This is a genomic window from Mycobacterium sp. E2462 (genome assembly GCF_001672685.1).
Taxonomy (GTDB): domain Bacteria; phylum Actinomycetota; class Actinomycetes; order Mycobacteriales; family Mycobacteriaceae; genus Mycobacterium.
On the sequence record NZ_LZKC01000325.1, the window covers coordinates 1 to 17455 of the forward strand.

At 71.2% G+C, this 17455-nt stretch carries 12 protein-coding genes and 1 pseudogene; 5 read left to right on the forward strand and 8 right to left on the reverse strand.

The window, feature by feature from the left end; all coding sequences use genetic code 11:
* Positions 1-248: hypothetical protein (locus A5714_RS25470; RefSeq protein ID WP_231975911.1), on the reverse strand; the 248-nt coding region annotated here is incomplete at its 3' end.
* Between the two features lie 180 nt (positions 249-428).
* Positions 429-1211 carry a hypothetical protein gene (locus A5714_RS16955; RefSeq protein WP_068287007.1) on the reverse strand — a complete coding sequence of 261 codons (783 nt, stop codon included), beginning with the start codon at positions 1209-1211 and terminating at the stop codon, positions 429-431.
* A gap of 224 nt (positions 1212-1435) precedes the next feature.
* On the opposite strand from A5714_RS16955, the gene A5714_RS16960 reads away from it, so the two are divergent.
* Complete coding sequence (locus tag A5714_RS16960) at positions 1436-3397, forward strand: MFS transporter (protein ID WP_082959796.1); 1962 nt, start codon at positions 1436-1438, stop codon at positions 3395-3397.
* 7 nt (positions 3398-3404) lie between these two features.
* On the opposite strand, the gene A5714_RS16965 is transcribed toward A5714_RS16960, so the two are convergent.
* Together A5714_RS16965 and A5714_RS16970 are read right to left on the reverse strand one after the other, a co-directional pair.
* Positions 3405-6812 (reverse strand): TM0106 family RecB-like putative nuclease, encoded by a 3408-nt coding sequence (locus A5714_RS16965; RefSeq protein WP_068287010.1) that lies wholly within the window; start codon positions 6810-6812, stop codon positions 3405-3407.
* 57 nt (positions 6813-6869) lie between these two features.
* A complete protein-coding gene (locus tag A5714_RS16970) occupies positions 6870-7463 on the reverse strand; it encodes an LppP/LprE family lipoprotein (protein WP_068287013.1) in 594 nt (197 codons plus the stop codon).
* A gap of 546 nt (positions 7464-8009) precedes the next feature.
* Here A5714_RS16970 and A5714_RS16975 point away from each other — a divergent pair.
* The gene (locus A5714_RS16975) at positions 8010-9725 is read left to right on the forward strand and encodes a DEAD/DEAH box helicase (RefSeq protein ID WP_068068974.1); all 1716 of its coding nucleotides are present in this window, start codon (positions 8010-8012) and stop codon (positions 9723-9725) included.
* On the forward strand, positions 9722-10873 hold the full coding sequence (locus A5714_RS16980) for an acyltransferase (RefSeq protein ID WP_068287016.1): 1152 nt from the start codon (positions 9722-9724) through the stop codon (positions 10871-10873). Before A5714_RS16975 ends, A5714_RS16980 begins: the two co-directional genes overlap by 4 nt.
* Before the next feature lie 12 nt (positions 10874-10885).
* Here A5714_RS16980 and A5714_RS16985 read toward each other — a convergent pair whose 3' ends face one another.
* The 4 genes from A5714_RS16985 to A5714_RS17000 all read right to left on the reverse strand — a co-directional run bounded on the left by A5714_RS16985 (position 10886) and on the right by A5714_RS17000 (position 15404).
* Positions 10886-11464: a TetR/AcrR family transcriptional regulator gene (locus A5714_RS16985; RefSeq protein WP_068068969.1), complete on the reverse strand. Its 579-nt coding sequence runs from the start codon at positions 11462-11464 to the stop codon at positions 10886-10888.
* Entirely contained in the window at positions 11464-12705 is a 1242-nt protein-coding gene (locus A5714_RS16990; protein WP_197513759.1) for a cytochrome P450, read from the reverse strand. Before A5714_RS16990 ends, A5714_RS16985 begins: the two co-directional genes overlap by 1 nt.
* A gap of 63 nt (positions 12706-12768) precedes the next feature.
* On the reverse strand, positions 12769-14136 hold the full coding sequence (locus A5714_RS16995) for an FAD-binding oxidoreductase (protein WP_068068963.1): 1368 nt from the start codon (positions 14134-14136) through the stop codon (positions 12769-12771).
* On the reverse strand, positions 14133-15404 hold the full coding sequence (locus A5714_RS17000; RefSeq protein ID WP_068287022.1) for an MFS transporter: 1272 nt from the start codon (positions 15402-15404) through the stop codon (positions 14133-14135). Before A5714_RS17000 ends, A5714_RS16995 begins: the two co-directional genes overlap by 4 nt.
* A gap of 71 nt (positions 15405-15475) precedes the next feature.
* On the opposite strand from A5714_RS17000, the gene A5714_RS17005 reads away from it, so the two are divergent.
* Both A5714_RS17005 and A5714_RS17010 read left to right on the forward strand, forming a co-directional pair.
* Positions 15476-16309, forward strand: coding sequence for a uracil-DNA glycosylase (locus A5714_RS17005; protein ID WP_068287024.1), 834 nt, complete (start codon positions 15476-15478; stop codon positions 16307-16309).
* Between the two features lie 6 nt (positions 16310-16315).
* A pseudogene (locus A5714_RS17010) lies at positions 16316-17445 on the forward strand (FAD-binding protein).
* The last annotated feature ends 10 nt before the right edge of the window (positions 17446-17455 follow it).

Below are 17455 nucleotides of genomic sequence, written 5' to 3' on the forward strand. Positions count from 1 at the left end.
ACCCCGACGCCACCCCGGCGCAAATCCTCACCAAGCTGCAGAAGCGCTACGTCGCCATCGTCACGCCGGGCGGGCGCCGCGTTCTGCGCCGGGGCGCTGGCGACCTGTTCGCTGGTTGGCTCGGGGTTGTAGTCGACCAGGAACTCGTGCCAGCTCGGATCGACCGAGGAGGGGTCGTCGCGGAACTTGCGGTACATCTCCTCGACCAGCCACTCGTTCTGCCCGAATGGTGAACTTATGTTGCTCACGACCGCTGTTCGCCTCAATTCCTCTGTCTCGCAAGCGCATCGAGCGCCTGCCACGTTGTCGTCCCCAGCTGGCGGGACGCGCCTCGCGGTCCTGGCGATCCGCGACGTTCCCGCCCTATAAAGGCTAACCTCTCGCCGCTAATTCGCCAGGCAGAGGGCGAAAGGCGCCGGCGGGCGGCGCTACCCGGCTTCGTGCGCCGGGGGCACCAGGTGCAGCGCGCGCGGCCAGCGCGTGGGCGGGCCACCGAACGCCCGATTTGCGTTGCGGATGATCCTTTTGCCGGCGAGGTAGTTCCCGACGGCGCCCACCACCACCCCGATGCCCACCGGCAGCAGCTTGCCGAACAGCAGCGCGCTGCGGCGCACCGTGTAGCGGCGTACCCACGACTTGAGCAGCCGGGAGTTCAGGCTCGACATCGACGACAGGGGGAGGGCGGCCACGCTCTCGGACACCCAGCCACCGCTGGTGCGGCCTGGCCCGAGCAGGTCGGAGACCGCCTGCTTGCCGTTGTCGCCCACCAGCACGGCCAGCAGCAGGGCGCGGCGCCGCTCGTGGTGCTCGGCGGGGATTCCGTGCACGACCGCGACGGCCAGCACAAAGAACGCGGTGGCCTCCAGGAACGTCACCGTCTCGGCCGCCGCGGCCGACAGCGCGCTCAGCGTGCCGACCCCCGGGATGGTCGCGGTCGCCCCCACCGCGACGCCGCCCGCCGTGACGATGGCGACGTAGCGCTTCTGCAGCTTGGTGAGGATTTGCGCCGGGGTGGCGTCGGGGTCGGCGTTACGCAGCCGCGTCACGTACGCCTCGGCGGCGGGCCCCTGGATGCGCGAGCTGCGCTCGATGACCTGCGCCAACGCGCGCGCGGACATCTTCGGCCGCCCATTGGCCGCCGCGCGGTCCGCGTCGGACTCCGCGTTGGACGTGGGGAAGCGGTCTGAAGACCTTTTTCGTCGGGCCCACATATCGTCTCTCCTGCGTGATGGCGTTTCTCCAGGCTAACGCGCCGGCCGGGGACGCCGACCGAGCACGGCCAACCCGGCCCCACTGTCCTTCCCTGTCTACCCCGTCTGGTGCCCACCGCTGCCTCAAGACTTGCCGGACCCTGAATAATGCAGGCTTAATCTCTGTGCCGGTCCGGGGTGACCTGGCCGGACGGCAGCGTCGAAGCGGAAACGAGGTGGGTCACATGGCCGCGGTGACGCCCCGCGGGCCCGGGGGCCCGCCCCGCGCGGGCACGCTTCCGCCGCGGCTCGCCGCGCTGGTGGGGCTGTTGACGCACAGCCCGCCGCGCTCGCAGAACCCCTGGAACGCGCTGTGGGCGCTGATGATCGGGTTCTTCATGATCATGGTCGACTCGACCATCGTCGCGATCGCGAACCCGACGATCATGACCAACCTGCGCATCGGCTACGACACCGTCGTCTGGGTGACCAGCGCCTATCTGCTGGGATACGCGGTGGTGCTGCTGGTGGCGGGACGCCTGGGCGACCGATTCGGCCCGAAGAACCTCTACCTGATCGGGCTGGTGCTGTTCACCGTCTCTTCGGTGTGGTGCGGTCTGTCGGGCAGCGCGGCGCTGCTCATCGCCGCCCGGGTCGCGCAGGGCGTCGGGGCCGGGGTGCTCACCCCGCAGACGCTGTCCACGATCACCAGGATCTTCCCGCCCGAGCGGCGCGGCGTGGCGGTCAGCCTGTGGGGCGCGACCGCGGGCGCGGCCAGCCTGGTGGGCCCGCTGGTCGGGGGCGTGCTGGTCGACGGGCTGGGCTGGCAGTGGATCTTCTTCGTCAACGTGCCGGTCGGCATCGTCGGCCTGGCGCTGGCGCTGTGGCTGGTGCCGGTGCTGCCCACCCAGGCGCACCGATTCGACGTGCTCGGCGTGGGCCTGTCGGGCCTGGGGATGTTCCTGATCGTGTTCGGCCTCCAGCAGGGCCAGGCCGCGCGCTGGGAGCCGTGGATTTGGGCGATGATCGTCGCCGGCGTGGGGTTCATGACGGCGTTCGTCTACTGGCAGTCGGTCAACACCCACGAACCGCTGATCCCGCTGCGGATCTTCGCCGACCGCGATTTCAGCCTGTGCAACGCCGGCGTCGCCATCACCTCCTTCGCGGCCACCGCCATGATGCTGCCGGTGACCTTCTACGCGCAGGACGTGTGTGGGCTCTCGCCGACCCGCTCGGCGCTGCTGATCGCGCCCATGGCGATCGCCAACGGCGTGCTGGCGCCGCTGGTGGGCCGCATCGTCGACCGCTACCACCCGCGCCCGGTCCTGGGCTTCGGCTTCTCGGTGCTGGCGATCGGGTTGACGTGGCTGTCGTTCGAGATGGCCCCCGAGACGCCGATCTGGCGGCTGGTCCTGCCGTTCGGCGTCGTCGGCGTCGGGATGGCGTTCGTGTGGTCGCCGCTCACCGCGACCGCGACCCGCAACCAGCCGCCGGAACTGGCCGGCGCCAGCTCGGCCGTGTACAACGCCGTCCGCCAGCTCGGCGCCGTGCTCGGCAGCGCCGGCATGGCCGCGTTCATGACCTACCGGATCGGGGGGGAGATGCCGCCCCAGGCGTCCGACGAGGGCGGCGACGCCGCCGCGGCCCTGCAACTGCCCGAGTTCCTGCGCGAGCCGTTCGCCGCCGCGATGGCGCAGTCGGTGCGGCTCCCGGCCTTCGTCGCGCTATTCGGGATCATCGCGGCCCTCTTCGTGGTCGGGTTCGCCGCCCGCGGTTTCGGTGCGCGCGCCGGCGCCGACCGCTGGGCGGCCGAGGATGACGTCGTCGACGACGACTACGACGACGACGAGTACGTCGAGCTGGTGTTGCTGCGCGACGCCGACGACGCACCGGCCCGCGACGCCGGGCCGGTGCCCCGCGGCGAGCCGCCCCGCTCGGGCCGGGTGCCCGTGCCGCCGCGACGGCACCGCGTCGCCCCGCACGCCGACCCGGTCGACGCGCGCCGCCGCGTGGCCGCCGATCCGGCGCCCACGTCGCGGCCGAACGCGTTGGGGCGCAACGGCTTCCACGCCGATAGCCAACGGCGGTTCCGCCCGGTCGCGGGGCTGCGCGCCGACTCGCGCGGCGGCCGGCCGGGCCCGCCGCCGCCGAACGGCCCACGCCGCAGCGACCCCGACGACGGTCCCCGCCGCCCCACCGGGCTCTAGGCCGAGGTCAAGCCCCCGCGGTGAGCGCGAGGAACGCCCCCAGGTCGATCAGGCCGGCCGGCGTGGCGGGCAGATAGTCGGTCAGCGCGGGGGACCGCACGACCACCGCCGCGTACTGCGCCCTGCTGACCGCCACGTTGAGCCGATTCCTGTTGAGCAGGAACGAAATCCCGCGCGGCACCACGTCCATCGACGAGACGGTCATCGAGATGAACACGACGGGCGCCTGACCGCCCTGGAACTTGTCGACCGTGCCGACCCACACGTCGCCCAGTCCGGCCGCGGCCAGTCGCCGTCGCAGCAGCGCGACCTGCGCGTTATAGGGCGCCAGCACCAGCACGTCGGCCGCGGTCAGCGGCCGGGTGCCGTGCTCGTCGGTCCAGGAAGCGCCCAGCAGCCGGCCGATCTCGGTGGCGATCGCGTCGGCCTCCTGCGGGCTTTCCGTCGAATTGCCGTGATGCGGCACGGCGTGGACGCGGACGCCGGGGCGGCACCCGTCCAGGCGCCGAGCCGCCGTGCACTCATGGGACCGCAGCCGGCCCTCGTAGGACAACCTGGATACCGCCGCGCACACGTCGGGATGCATGCGATAGGAGCGGTCCAGAAAGTATCCGCGCGTGTCGGGCAGCGTGCGCTGCCCGTCGACCAGCCACTCCAGCGCCGAGGTGTTGACCGGCTCGGGATGGGTGCCCTGGCTGACCTGGGGCAACTGCTGGGGGTCGCCTAACAGCAGCAGGTTCGCGGCCGCCGGGGCCACGGCGATGGTGTTGGCCAGGCAGAACTGGCCCGCCTCGTCGATCACCAGCAGATCCAGACTGCCCGGCGGCACCCGGTTGGCGTTGGCGAAATCCCAGGCCGTGCCGCCGATCACGCAGCCCGCGGTGTCGGCGATGAAGGCGGCGTAGGAGCCGCCGTCGAGCGCCCGCCAGGGCGGTGTGCCGTGGTCGTGGCGCTTCTTGCCGACGCGCTGGGGATCCAGGCCGGCGTCGATGACGCACGACAGCACGTTCTCGACCGTGGCGTGCGACTGCGCCACCACGCCCACCCGCCACCGGTGGCGCGTGACCAGCTCGCCGATGACCCGGGCGGCGGTGTGCGTCTTGCCGGTGCCGGGCGGCCCGTGCACCGCCAGGTAGGACGCGTCCAGGTCGAGCAACGCCGCGGTGATGTCGGTGACGGCGTCGCCGGCGTGCGGCAGCGCGCCGCCGCTGCGGGTGCGGGGAGCGCGGCGCAGCAGGATGTCGACGACGGCCGTCGCGGGCAGCCCCGGCAGCGCCTCGGCGACCTCGGCCGCGGTGACCTCGATCGATTGGCGCAGCGCCGTGGTGGCGATCGGTGGGCCGGGGGCCAGCGCGAACGGAAGCTGGTCGAACGTGTCGCCGTCGGCGCCGACGCGCTCCACGATCACCACCTCGGAGGGCACCGCCGGATCGTCGGCCTCGATCACCGTCGCGCGCCCCGCGGCGCGGCGGTCGGGGTTGTCGCTCATCTCTGCCGGCGCGGGCGGTTCGTACAGCGCGAACACGTCCTTGGTCAGGTCGCCGCGGGCCAGCCCGCCGCGCAGGCGCACCCGCCGCTGCGGTTTGCGCGCCCGGGGCGGCGTGTGCCAATCGTGCGCGACCGACGCGTGCTCGGCGACGAATACGTCGGTGTCGTCGGCCCATTCGTCGACGGGAAAGTTCAGGCGGTCGAAATGCGCCCACCAGAACGGCTTGTCCTCGCGGCGGTGATAGCCGCGCGCCGCACCCAGCAACGCCACGGCCGTCTGCCCGGGGGTGCGGTCGCCCAGGCCGGCGGCGCCACCGAACGCCGCGAGCGTCATCGCCAGCCCGTCACGGTCCTCGACGGTGTTGCCGTCGCTGACCGGTTGTGCGCCGACGGGCAGCACGCCGGATTCGTACGCGCGCAACATCAGCCAGTTGCGCAGCTCTTGGGTCGAGCGGCAGTCGTAGTGGTTGTAGTCCTCGATCTCCTTGAGGACCGACGCGGCCTCCTCGCGCCGGCCGTCGGCGCGCAGCTCGCAGTACCGCGCGTAGGAGGTGATCGATCCCGTGGCCGTCGTGACGTCCCCGGCGCGCAGCTGTGATCCCATGTAGAGCGGCTCGAGCGCCTTGAGGCTGAACGAGTCGGCGCCCACGCGAATGCTCTTGCGCACCAACGGATAGAGGTCGACCAGGGTGCCGCTGCGCAGCAACTCGTCGACCTCGTCCTCGCCGACGCCGTAGCGCCCGGCGAGGCGCAGCAGTGCGCTCTTCTCGTAGGGCGCGTAGTGGTAGATGTGCATGTGCGGCCGGCGTTTTCGGCGCTTGGCCACTAGCGTCAGGAAGTCGGTGAGAGCCTTGCGTTCGTCGACGCGGTCGTGCGCCCACAGCGGCCGGAATTTGCCCGCGGGTCCCGCCTCCAGCACGCCGAAAAGATATTCCAGGCCCCAATGCCGGCCGTCGGGCGTCCACAGCGGGTCGCCCTCGAAGTCGAAGAACAGGTCGCCCGCGTCCGGCTCGGGCAGCAGGGTCAACGGCTGGGGATCGACGATCTCGTACTGGGGAACACCCGTCGAGCGTTGCCGCGCCTGCAGTGCGGCCTGAGCCTCCAGCTTGCCGACCGCGGCCGGGGCCAGACCGGGAACGGGCGCGCGGTGTTCGGCGAGCTCTGCCAGCGTGGTGACGCCCGCGTCGATCAGCTTGTCCCGCTGGCCCACCCGCATCCCGGCGACCAACAGCAGGTCGTCGGTCGCGCGCAATTCCTCGGTGCACACCGGGCAGCGAAAACAGGCGCCCACCCCGTCGTCCGTCCAGCGCACGGCGGCGCCGCCCGCCAGGTGGTCGTCGAGCAGCCGTTGCAGCCGGGCGCGCTGGGCGCGGTAGACCGGGACCAGGTCGCAGGTGCGGTACCGCACCGACGTCCCGTCGCCCAGCCGCAGCTCGGCCTCCGGCGCCACCGGAACGCCCTCGGCGGCGAGCGCGTCGGCGTAGGCCGCCAGCTGCAGCAGCGCGGCGACCTTGGCCGAGCGGGCCAGCTTCGTGTCGACGACGCGGTAGTGCTCGCCGTCGCGCAGCAGGAAGTCGGCGAATCCGAGGAAGCGGCCGTCGAACATGGCGGCCTGGTACACCACCGGGGCGCGCGCGGCGACGGCGCGCCGGGTGGCCGCGGCGGCCGCCGCCAGCCCGGCCGGTGTGTAGGCCGGGCGGCCGATGGTCGCGACCCCGTCGCCGAACTCGTCGCGCAGCCGCGCGAGCTCGCGGCGCTCGTGGTGGTCGCCCAGGGTGGCGGTGCGAACGAGCAGGTCGTCCTCCACCGCGACGGCGGGTGCGCGGCCGAGTTTGGCGTCGAAGTCCCGCAGCAGCGCGAACTCGCAGCGAGCGGCCGCGGCGAGGTCCGACGCGCTGTAGAGGACGCTGTCGCCGGTCACGAACACTTGAGCCACTGTAGGTCAGGCATCCGACAGCGCGGTGCTGCCGGATCCGCGGCGGGCTCAGCGGCCGGGGGTGTTGCCGATCAGCTCGACGCCGTTGCCGTTCCAGTGAAACTTCACGTCGGTGCTCAGGTTGGTGATGGCGCTGGGGTAGGTCAGCGCCACCGTGTCACCGGTGGTCTGCGCCGCGTCGATGCCGTTGAAGCCGTAGGTGTCGGGCACCCCCTGGGGGATGAACTGCCCGAGGTGGAACAGCACGGCCCGGGTGGTCGGGTTGATCGCGTTGGTGTTCGCCTTGATGATCACCGCGGACAACTGGGCGCACTGGTTGTAGTTGCCGGCCAGGGGTTCGGGGTTCCACGGTTGCTGGCTGCGCGGGTCGCGCGGCAGCTCCGAGACCACCTTCGCGATGGTGGGGGAGGCGAGGTTGACCGCGCACGGATCGGCTGGCGCGGCGTTGGGCGGGGGGCCGGCCGGCGGGGCGGCCGAGGCGGCCGGTGCGGTGATCGACGCCGTCTCGGAGGTGGTCGCCTGCGGCGTCTTGGCGACCGTCGAGTCCCCGGACCCGCAGCCGGCCACGGTCAAAGCGATCAATGCGACTGCGGCCGAGCCGGTCAACGGCTCGGCCCGAGCTAGCGACCACACGTCAGGCACCGTACCGGCTGCGTCCGCGCGACCGCGACAAGCCCGCGCTGTGCCGACCGCTTCGCCCAGCTGTGCTGCGCTCGCGGTCACCGCGGGGTCCGATGGTGGTGACCCGCTTCGCCCAGCTGTGCTGCGCTCGCGGTCACCGCGGGGGTCGATGGTGGTGACCCGCTTCGCCCAGCTGTGCTGCGCTCGCGGTCACCGCGGGGCTCGATGGTGGTGACCCGCTTCGCCCAGCTGTGCTGCGCTCGCGGTCACCGCGGGGCTCGATGGTGGTGACCCGCTTCGCCCAGCTGTGCTGCGCTCGCGGTCACCGCGGGGGTCGATGGTGGTGACCCGCTTCGCCCAGCTGTGCTGCGCTCGCGGTCACCGCGGGGCTCGATGGTGGTGACCCGCTTCGCCCAGCTGTGCTGCGCTCGCGGTCACCGCGGGGCTCGATGGTGGTGACCCGCTTCGCCCAGCTGTGCTGCGCTCGCGGTCACCGCGGGGCTCGATGGTGGTGACCCGCTTCGCCCAGCTGTGCTGCGCTCGCGGTCACCACTAAACTCCTGGGCGATGACCCACCCGGACAGCTCGCCCGAGGCTGCCTCGACGACATTCGCCGACCTGCAGATCCACCCCGCAGTCCTGCGGGCGATCGCCGACGTCGGCTACGAGTCGCCCACCGGCATCCAGGCCGCCACCATCCCGGCGCTCATGGCCGGCTCCGACGTCGTCGGGCTGGCCCAGACCGGCACCGGCAAGACCGCCGCGTTCGCGATACCAATCTTGTCCAAGATCGACGTCAACAGCTTCGCGACCCAGGCGTTGGTGCTGGCGCCCACCCGTGAGCTGGCGTTGCAGGTGGCCGAGGCGTTCAGCCGCTACGGCGCGCACCTGAAGATCAACGTTCTGCCGATCTACGGCGGCTCGTCCTACAGCGTGCAGCTGGCCGGCCTCAGGCGCGGCGCCCAGGTCGTCGTCGGCACGCCGGGCCGCGTCATCGACCACCTGGAACGCGGCACGCTGGACCTGTCGCACGTCGACTACCTGGTGCTCGACGAGGCCGACGAGATGCTCACGATGGGCTTCACCGAAGAGGTCGACCGCATCCTCGCCGAGACACCCGAATACAAACAGGTCGCCCTCTTCTCGGCGACCATGCCGCCGGCGATCCGCAAACTCACGTCCAAATACCTGCACGACCCCGTCGAGATCACGTCGAAGGCGAAAACGGCTACGGCCGAGAACATTTCGCAGCGCTACATTCAGGTGGCGGGGCCGCGCAAGATGGACGCGCTCACCCGGGTGCTCGAGGTCGAGCCCTTCGAGGCGATGATCGTGTTCGTCCGTACCAAGCAGGCCACCGAGGAGGTGGCCGAAAAGCTGCGCGCCCGAGGGTTTTCCGCCGCCGCGATCAACGGTGACATCGCCCAAGCGCAGCGCGAGCGGACCGTCGCCGCCCTCAAGGACGGCAGCATCGACATCCTCGTCGCCACCGACGTGGCCGCCCGCGGCCTAGACGTCGAGCGCATCTCGCACGTGCTCAACTACGACATCCCGCACGACACCGAGTCCTACGTGCACCGCATCGGGCGCACCGGCAGGGCGGGCCGGTCCGGCACCGCGCTGTTGTTCGTCTCGCCGCGGGAACGCCACCTGCTCAAGGCGATCGAGAAGGCCACGCGGCAAACGCTCACCGAATCCGAGCTGCCCACCGTCGAGGACGTCAACGCGCAGCGGGTGGCCAAGTTCGCCGACTCCATCACCGCCGCGCTGGGCGCCCCGGGGATCGAGTTGTTCCGCAAGCTGGTCGAGGATTACGAGCGCGAACACAACGTCCCGATGGCCGAGATCGCCGCGGCGCTTGCGCTGCAGTCCCGCGACGGTGAGGCGTTTCTCATGGCACCCGAACCGCCGCCGGAGCGCCGCCGCGAGGAGCGCGGCCGCGACGAGCGCCGCGAGCGCGCGGGCAAGCCGCGCAGCACCCGCCCGTTCGCCACGTACCGCATCTCGGTGGGCAAGCGGCACAAGATCGGCCCGGGCGCCATCGTCGGCGCCATCGCCAACGAGGGCGGGTTGCACCGCAGCGACTTCGGGCACATCGCCATCGGCCCGGACTTCTCCCTCGTCGAGTTACCGGCCAAGCTACCGGGATCGACGTTGAAAAAGCTTGAGCAGACTCGGATTTCGGGTGTGCTGATCGACCTGCGGCCGGACCGGTCATCCGGTGGTGGCGGCAAGGCCGACCGACCGCGCAGCGGCAAGCCACGCAAAAGACACGACGGATGACGCTGTCGGAAGAACAGGACGCCCAGGGCGGCCTGGAGCAGACCTCGCGCGTCGACCGGGTCGCGTCGCTGACCGGCATCCGCGCGGTCGCCGCGCTGCTGGTGGTCGGCACCCACGCGGCGTACACCACCGGCAAGTACACGCATGGCTACTGGGGCCTGGTCGGCGCCCGCATGGAGATCGGGGTACCCATCTTCTTCGTGCTTTCCGGGTACCTGCTGTTCCGGCCGTGGGTGAAGTCGGCCGCCACCGGGGGACCGCTGCCGTCGCTGAGTCGCTATGCGTGGCACCGGGTTCGGCGCATCATGCCGGCCTACGTCATCACCGTCCTGTTCGCCTATGTGCTCTACCACTTCCGCGAGGCGGGACCCAATCCAGGGCACAGCTGGCTGGGGTTGGCGCGCAACTTGACGCTGACGCAGATCTACTGCAACGGCTACCTGGGCAAGTACCTGCACCAGGGGCTGACTCAGATGTGGAGCCTGGCGGTCGAGGGTTCGTTTTACGTGGTGCTGCCGCTGCTGGCCTACCTGCTGCTGGCGGTCATCTGCCGACGGCGGTGGCAACCGAAGCTGGCGTTGGCCGCGCTGGCGGGCCTCGCGTTGATCAGCCCCGGGTGGCTGGTGCTGGTGCACACCGATCACTGGTTCCCCGACGGCGCGCGGCTGTGGCTGCCGACCTACCTGGCCTGGTTTCTCGCCGGCATGGCGCTGACCGTGCTGCAGCAGATGGGGGTGCGCGCCTACGCGTTCGTGGCGATCCCGCTGGCCGTCATCTGCTACTTCATCGTCTCGACGCCCATCGCCGGCGCGCCGACCACGTCCCCGGCCACGCTGAGCGAGGCGCTCTACAAGACCGTCTTCTACACCGTCATCGCCGCGCTCGCGGTGACGCCCCTGGTGCTGGGGGGCGCTAGCAGTAGTCAGGGCTGGTACTCGCGGCTGTTGGCCAGCCGCCCGATGCTGTGGCTCGGCGAGATCTCCTACGAAATCTTCCTGATCCACTTGATCACCATGGAATTCGCCATGGACTACGTGGTGGGCGCGCGGGTGTACACGGGCTCGATGCTGCACCTGTATGTCGCCACCCTGGTGCTGACGATCCCGCCGGCCCGGCTGTTGCACCGCTTCACGCGCGTCCGCGACTGACGGGGCGCCCGCCTAGCGGCGGCTGCTCAGCGGTGTCACGACAGGCACCACGAACTCCTCCAGCATCGCCCGCTCCTCGGCGTCGTCGCGCCCGGGGAACAGCAACAGCGAGGTGATCACCCGCACCACCCAGCGCGCGCGTCGTTCCACCACGGCGGCGTCCTCCAGGCCCAGCGAGCTGACGAACGCGGCGGCCAGCGCGGTGATCACCTCGGACTGACCGGCCAGCTCGCCGCCGAGGGGCGGTCGGGTGGTGGCGAACCAGGCCGCCAGGGCCGGGCTGCTGCGCACCAGCTGCAGCGTGGCCGCAATGCTGGCGACCAGGCGCTCGCGCGGGTCGTCGATGCCGTCGATGTGCTGGCGGATCGCGCGGCCCAGCCGGCGGGCCTCGCGGTGCACGTAGGCGGTGCGGAGCGCCTCGCGGTTCTCGAAGTACCGGTACAGGGTGGCGCGCGAACACCCTGCGGCCCTGGCGATCTCGTTCATTCCGATGGAGTCCTGGTCACGCTCGGTGTAGAGCCGTTCGGCCGCGTCGAGGATGCGGTCCACCGCGGCCTCGCTGCGGCTGGGTCCCAGCCAATCGGTCGGCATCAGGCGCGCACCCGAATCGGCACCGACAACGGGCGCCGCACGTAACTGCCGCCCGACCAGACGATCCCCGATTCGTCGACCTCGAAGTCCGGGCAGCGGGCCAGCAACTCGCGCAGCGCCACCCGCGACTGCATCCGGGCGGCCGCCGCGCCCAGGCAATGGTGGGCGCCGTGACTGAAGGTCATGATGTTGCGCGGGTTGCGGGTCACGTCGAGTTCGCCGGCGTCCGAACCGTATTGACGCTCGTCGCGGTTGGCCGAGCCGTACAGCAGCAACGCCTTGCGGCCGGCCGGGATGGTGACCCCGGCGACCTCGACGTCACGGGTGGTCGTGCGGGCCAGCCCTTGGACCGGGCAGGTCAGCCGCAGCAGTTCCTCGACCGCGGCGGGGATCAGGCTCGGATCCTCGACCAGGCGCCGCCGCTGGTCTGGCCGCTGCTGCAGCAGCGGCATCGAACCGCCGAGCATTCCGGTGGTGGTGTCGTTGCCCCCGGTGACCATGGTGAAGGTGAAGGCCAGCACCGACAGGGTGCCGGCGGCGTCGCCGTCGGCGCCGACGCCGGCCGCCACCAGGTGCGAGATCGTGTCGTCCTCGGGGTCGGTGCGGCGCCGCTCGATGAGCCGGGTGAAGTAGGCCATCATCGACCCCACCGCGTCGCCGACCGTCTCCAAAGCGCCGGCGACGCCGCCCTCGGCGGTGTTGGCGGCGACGATCGCGTCGGTCCAGCCGTCGAACTGCGCGCGGTCTTCCTCGGGCACGCCGAGGTAATGCGCGACCACCATCGAGGGCAACGGCTTGAACAGTTCGGCGACGATGTCACCGCCCCCCGCGGTGCGGAGCTTCTCGATGCGGTCGACGACGAAGTCGCGCACCGTGGGCTCGACGGCCTCGACTTGGCGCGGCGTGAACCCGCGTGACACCAACTTGCGAAATTCCGTGTGCACCGGCGGGTCCTGCATGACGAACGGCGGATTGTCCTGCAGCCCGATCATTGCGATGTCGCCGTAGTTCACGGTGAGCCCTTGGGCGGAGGAGAACGTCTCGTGGTCGCGCGCCGCCGACCAGACGTCGGCGTGCCGGGACAGGACGTAGTAGTCGTGGTCCGGGCGGTTGCGCGGCACCACGTGGTGCACGGGATCGTCGTCGCGCAACGCCCGGTACATGGGCCAGGGATTCGGCCAGGTCTCGGCGGTGGCCAGTTCGAACGTGGCGGGCGCGCTATGAGACATAACGGCAGTCATGTCTCATTCGTACGACAGCAATGGCGATATGTCAACGCCCGGCGGCCGGGGAACGCGGGAAAGTCAGATCCCCGCGCCGGGGTTGAGAATGCCCTCCGGATCCAGCGCCCGCTTGATGCGGTGGTTGAGGTCCATCACCTCGGGCCCCAGGTAGCCGGCCAGCCACGGCCGCTTCAATCGCCCGACGCCGTGCTCGCCGGTGATCGTGCCGCCCAGCCCGACGGCGAGGTCCATGACCTCCCCGAACGCCAGATGCGCCCGCTCGGTCATCGCGGGGTCGGCGGGGTCGTAGACGATCAGCGGGTGCGTGTTGCCGTCACCGGCGTGCGCGATCACCGAGATCATCAGCTCCCGCTCGGCGGCGATGCGCGCGATGCCGGTCACCAAATCGCCCAGGGCCGGCAGCGGCACCCCGACGTCCTCGAGCAGCAGCGAGCCCTTGGCCTCGACGGCGGGGATGCAGAACCGGCGGGCGGCGACGAACGCCTCACCCTCGTCCGGGTCGTCGGTCAAGAAGACATCCGTGGCACCGATCTCGGCGAACACCGCCGACATGATCTCGGCGTCCTCGCTGCCGGCGCGGCCGCGCTCGTCGGAACCGGCCACCAGCATGGCCGCCGCGCCGCGGTCCAAGTCCATGCGCAGCGAGTCCTCGACCGCGTTGATCGCCACCGCGTCCATGAACTCCAGCATCGACGGGCGCAGCCGGGCGGTCACGCCGAGCACCGCCTCGACGGCCGTCTCGACCGAGGCGAAGGTGGCCACCACGATGCTCGACGCGTTCTGCTTGGGCACCAGGCGCAGCGTCACCTCGGTGACGACCCCCAGCGTGCCCTCGCTGCCGACGAACAGCTTGGTCAGCGACAACCCTGCGACGTCCTTGAGCCGGGCGCCCCCGAGCCGCACGGCGGTGCCATCGGCCAGCACCACCTGCATGCCCAGCACGTAGTCGGTGGTCACGCCGTACTTCACGCAACACAGGCCGCCGGCATTGGTGGCGATGTTGCCGCCGATGCTGCAGATCTCGTAGGACGAAGGGTCCGGCGGGTACCACAGCCCGTACTCGGCGACGGCCTTTTTCACCTCGGCGTTCAGCAGGCCGGGCTGACACACGGCCGTGCGGGTCACCGGGTCGACGGCGATGTCGCGCATCTTTTCCGTCGACAACACGATGCCGTCGTCGAGCGCGGTTGCCCCGCCCGACAGCCCACTGCCGGCCCCGCGGGTCACCACCGGCACCCGGTGGGCGGTGGCCCAGCGCAGCACGGTCTGCACCTCTTCGGTCCGCCGCGGCCGCACCACGGCCAGCGGCTTGCCCGCCGACGGGTCGAATGCGCGGTCCTGGCGGTAACCCTCGGTGACGGCCGGATCGGTGACCACCATCCCCTCGGGCAGATCGTCGATCAGGCTGGCGAGGGCGTCGGTGCTCACGGCCCGATAGTAGGCCCGTTCCCGGGTGCGGGGCTCTCAGAAATCGGCAAGGTCGTATCCAGTTCGCGCAGCGACGGCAGGCCGCAGGCGACGCACCCGATCACCAATATCGGCACGGCGAGGGCCAGGAACGTCACGCGCAGCCCGGCCGCGTCGGCCAGCGGGCCGGCCACCAGCAATCCCAGCGGGCCGGCCGCGTACATCAGGCCCGTCATCACCCCGACCACCCGGCCGCGCAGCCGGTGCGGCGCCCGGGTCTGCATCACGTAGTTGTAGATCGGCTGGATGGGGCCGTAAACCAGGCCCGTCACCCCGCACAGCACCAGGATCACCGGCAACGGCGGCAGGAACGCCACGCCGGCGGTCGCGGCGCCGAACGTCAGCGTCGCGGTCAGCACGGCCGTGCGCCGCCGCAGCCGCGCCGACAGCACCGCGTAACCCAGCGCGCCCGCCACGCCACCGACCCCCAGCGCCATCAACGCCCAACCCAGCTGCGCGGGCTGGTGACGGTCGCTGAAGTACTTCGGGAACAGCACGCTCTCCATGGGCAGGTATAGGGCGGTCACGGCCAGGTCGATGAGCGCCAGGGTGCGCAGCACCCGCAGCCGCCACACGAAACGGAGGCCCTCGGCGACCCCGGACACCAGGCCGTCGGGCCGGCTCGCGTGGTGCGGCCTGCCGGCGCCCTCGAGCCGCAACGCGGCGATCGCCACCCACGACAACCCGAAACAGGCCGCCGTCACCCACATGGTGTCGACGCCGCCGACCGTGGCGATCATCAGTCCGCCCAGGCCCGGACCGCAGATGTAGGCCAGGTTCAGGATGGCCTCGTAGACGCTGTTGGTGCGGTCCAGCGACCAGCCGGCCCGGGCCGCCGCCTCCGGCAACATCGACTGGCGCGCCGTCGTCCCGGCGGGATCGAACGCGGCCGAGAGGAAGGCCAGCACCGCCAGCCCGCCGACGTCGAGGACGCCGGCGCCGAACGACCAGGCGAGCAGCGGCACGCTCGCCACCGCCACCCCCGACAGCGCGTCGCACACCAGGGACACCGGGCGGCGCCCGAAGAAGTCGACCGCAGTCCCGGCCACCAGCGTGGACAGCACCAGCGGCAGCGTCATGGCGGCGGCCACGAGCGAGGCGTCGGCCGCGCTGCCGTGGTGCTGCAGGGCCAGCCACGGAAAGGCGACGATCGAGATGCCGGTGGCCGTCGTGGCCAGCAGGGTGGCGAACAGGATGAGGGATGCCGGGCCGCGGCTCGTCTGGCTCATGGGTCTCGCGGTGAGAATCTAATCGCCCGTCGACGGGCGGGCGCGCGGATTTCACGCGCCTGGCCCGCGGCCTGCAGGATGTTCATGTGCTCGTCCACCCCCGTACCGGTCGACCGTTCGATTCCCCGGTGCCCGCCGGCTCCGGCTGGCCGGGGGATCCGGCCACCCCGCAGACCGCGGCGGCGGCCAACGCCGCCCAGGTCGTCTCGCTCGCGGACAACGCCGCCTCGGTCCCGGAGCTCGACGCCCTGGTCAGCGTCTGCCGGGCGTGCCCGCGGCTGGTCTCCTGGCGCGAGGAGGTGGCGGTGGCCAAACGCCGCGCCTTCGCCGCCGAGCCGTACTGGGGAAGGCCGGTGCCCAGCTTCGGGTCGCCGCGGCCGCGGCTGCTGATCGTCGGGCTCGCGCCGGCCGCGCACGGCGCCAACCGCACGGGCCGGATGTTCACCGGCGACCGCTCCGGCGACCAGCTGTACGCGGCGCTGCACCGGGCCGGGCTGGTCAACCAGCCGACCAGTGTCGACGCGGCGGACGGGTTGCGCGCCAATGGGATTCGGATCGTCGCGCCGGTGCGGTGCGCGCCCCCCGCCAACGCCCCGACCCCGGCGGAGCGCGACACCTGCTGGCCGTGGCTGGATGCCGAATGGCGGCTGGTCCGCGGCGACGTCCGCGTCGTGGTGGCGCTGGGCGGCTTCGCCTGGCAGCTCGCACTGCGGCTGCCCGCCGAGCCGCCCCCGCCGGGAGGCAAACCCCGCTTCGGGCATGGGACCGTGGCGAATCTCACGCCCACGGTACGGCTCGTGGGCTGCTACCACCCGAGCCAGCAAAACATGTTCACCGGTAGGTTGACACCAGCGATGCTCGACGACGTTTTCCGCGAGGCAAAGAGGTTGGCAGGGATCAAGTGAGCGCTCATGGCTGAGATTCTGATTTCGGGCGCCAGCGTGGCGGGTGCGACGACGGCGTTTTGGCTTGGGCGGCACGGTCATTCGGTCACCGTGGTGGAGCGCTATCGGGGCCCGCGGCCCGGTGGTCAGGCGATCGACGTGCGCGGCCGGCGCTGGAGGTGCTCGAGCGCATGGGCCTGCTGGCGGCCGCCCAGAAACGCAAGACGCAGATTCGGGGCTCGTCGGTGGTCGACCGCGACGGCAACGAACTGTCCTCCGACACCGAGTCGACGCCCACCGGCGGCCGGATCGACAGCCCCGACATCGAGTTGCTGCGCGACGATCTGGTCGAATTGCTCTACGGCGCAAGCCAATGGACCACCGAGTACCTCTTCGACGACACCATCACCGCGCTGGACGACGCCGGCGAGACGGTCCGGGTGACGTTCGAGCGTTCGCCCGCACGCGATTTCGACCTGGTCATCGGCGCCGACGGGCTGCACTCGACCGTGCGCCGCCTGGTCTTCGGGCCAGAGGAACAGTTCCTCGAGCGGCTGGGCACGCACGCGGCGATCTTCACGGTGCCCAACTTCCTCGACCTGGACTACTGGCAGCGCTGGCACTACGGCGACGCCACCATGGCCGGTGTCTACAGCGCGCGCAACAACACCGAGGCCCGGGCCATGGTGGGCTTCATGGACGCCGACCTGCGGATCGATTACCGCGACACCCAGGCGCAATTCGCCGAACTGGAACGACGGATGGCCGGCGACGGCTGGGTGCGCCCCCAATTGCTGGAGTACATGCGCACTGCGCCCGACTTCTACTTCGACGAGATGGCGCAGATCAAGATGGACCGTTGGTCGCGGGGCAGGGTGGCCCTGGTCGGGGACGCCGGGTACTGCTGCTCGCCCCTGTCGGGCCAGGGCACCAGCGTCGCGCTGCTCGGCGGCTACGTGCTGGCCGGCGAGCTCAAGGCGGCCACGACGGACGGGGTGGTCGATCACGAGCTCGGCTTCGCCAACTATCACCGCGAGTTCAACGATTACGTCAAGCGCAACCAATGGCTGGTCGTGGACAACATTCCGGGCGGCGCACCGATCCCGCAGGAGGTCTTCGACCGCATCGTGACCTCGATCGCCCTGAAGGACTACTGACCCGGGGAAC

Bases quoted from the DNA above. Each gene is read 5' to 3' on its own strand.
- A5714_RS16955 (WP_068287007.1), bottom strand. From the start codon at position 1,211: ATGTGGGCCCGACGAAAAAGGTCTTCAGACCGCTTCCCCACGTCCAAC.
- A5714_RS16960 (WP_082959796.1), top strand. From the start codon at position 1,436: ATGGCCGCGGTGACGCCCCGCGGGCCCGGGGGCCCGCCCCGCGCGGGC.
- A5714_RS16975 (WP_068068974.1), top strand. From the start codon at position 8,010: ATGACCCACCCGGACAGCTCGCCCGAGGCTGCCTCGACGACATTCGCC.
- A5714_RS16980 (WP_068287016.1), top strand. From the start codon at position 9,722: ATGACGCTGTCGGAAGAACAGGACGCCCAGGGCGGCCTGGAGCAGACC.
- A5714_RS16985 (WP_068068969.1), bottom strand. From the start codon at position 11,464: ATGCCGACCGATTGGCTGGGACCCAGCCGCAGCGAGGCCGCGGTGGAC.
- A5714_RS16990 (WP_197513759.1), bottom strand. From the start codon at position 12,705: ATGACTGCCGTTATGTCTCATAGCGCGCCCGCCACGTTCGAACTGGCC.
- A5714_RS17000 (WP_068287022.1), bottom strand. From the start codon at position 15,404: ATGAGCCAGACGAGCCGCGGCCCGGCATCCCTCATCCTGTTCGCCACC.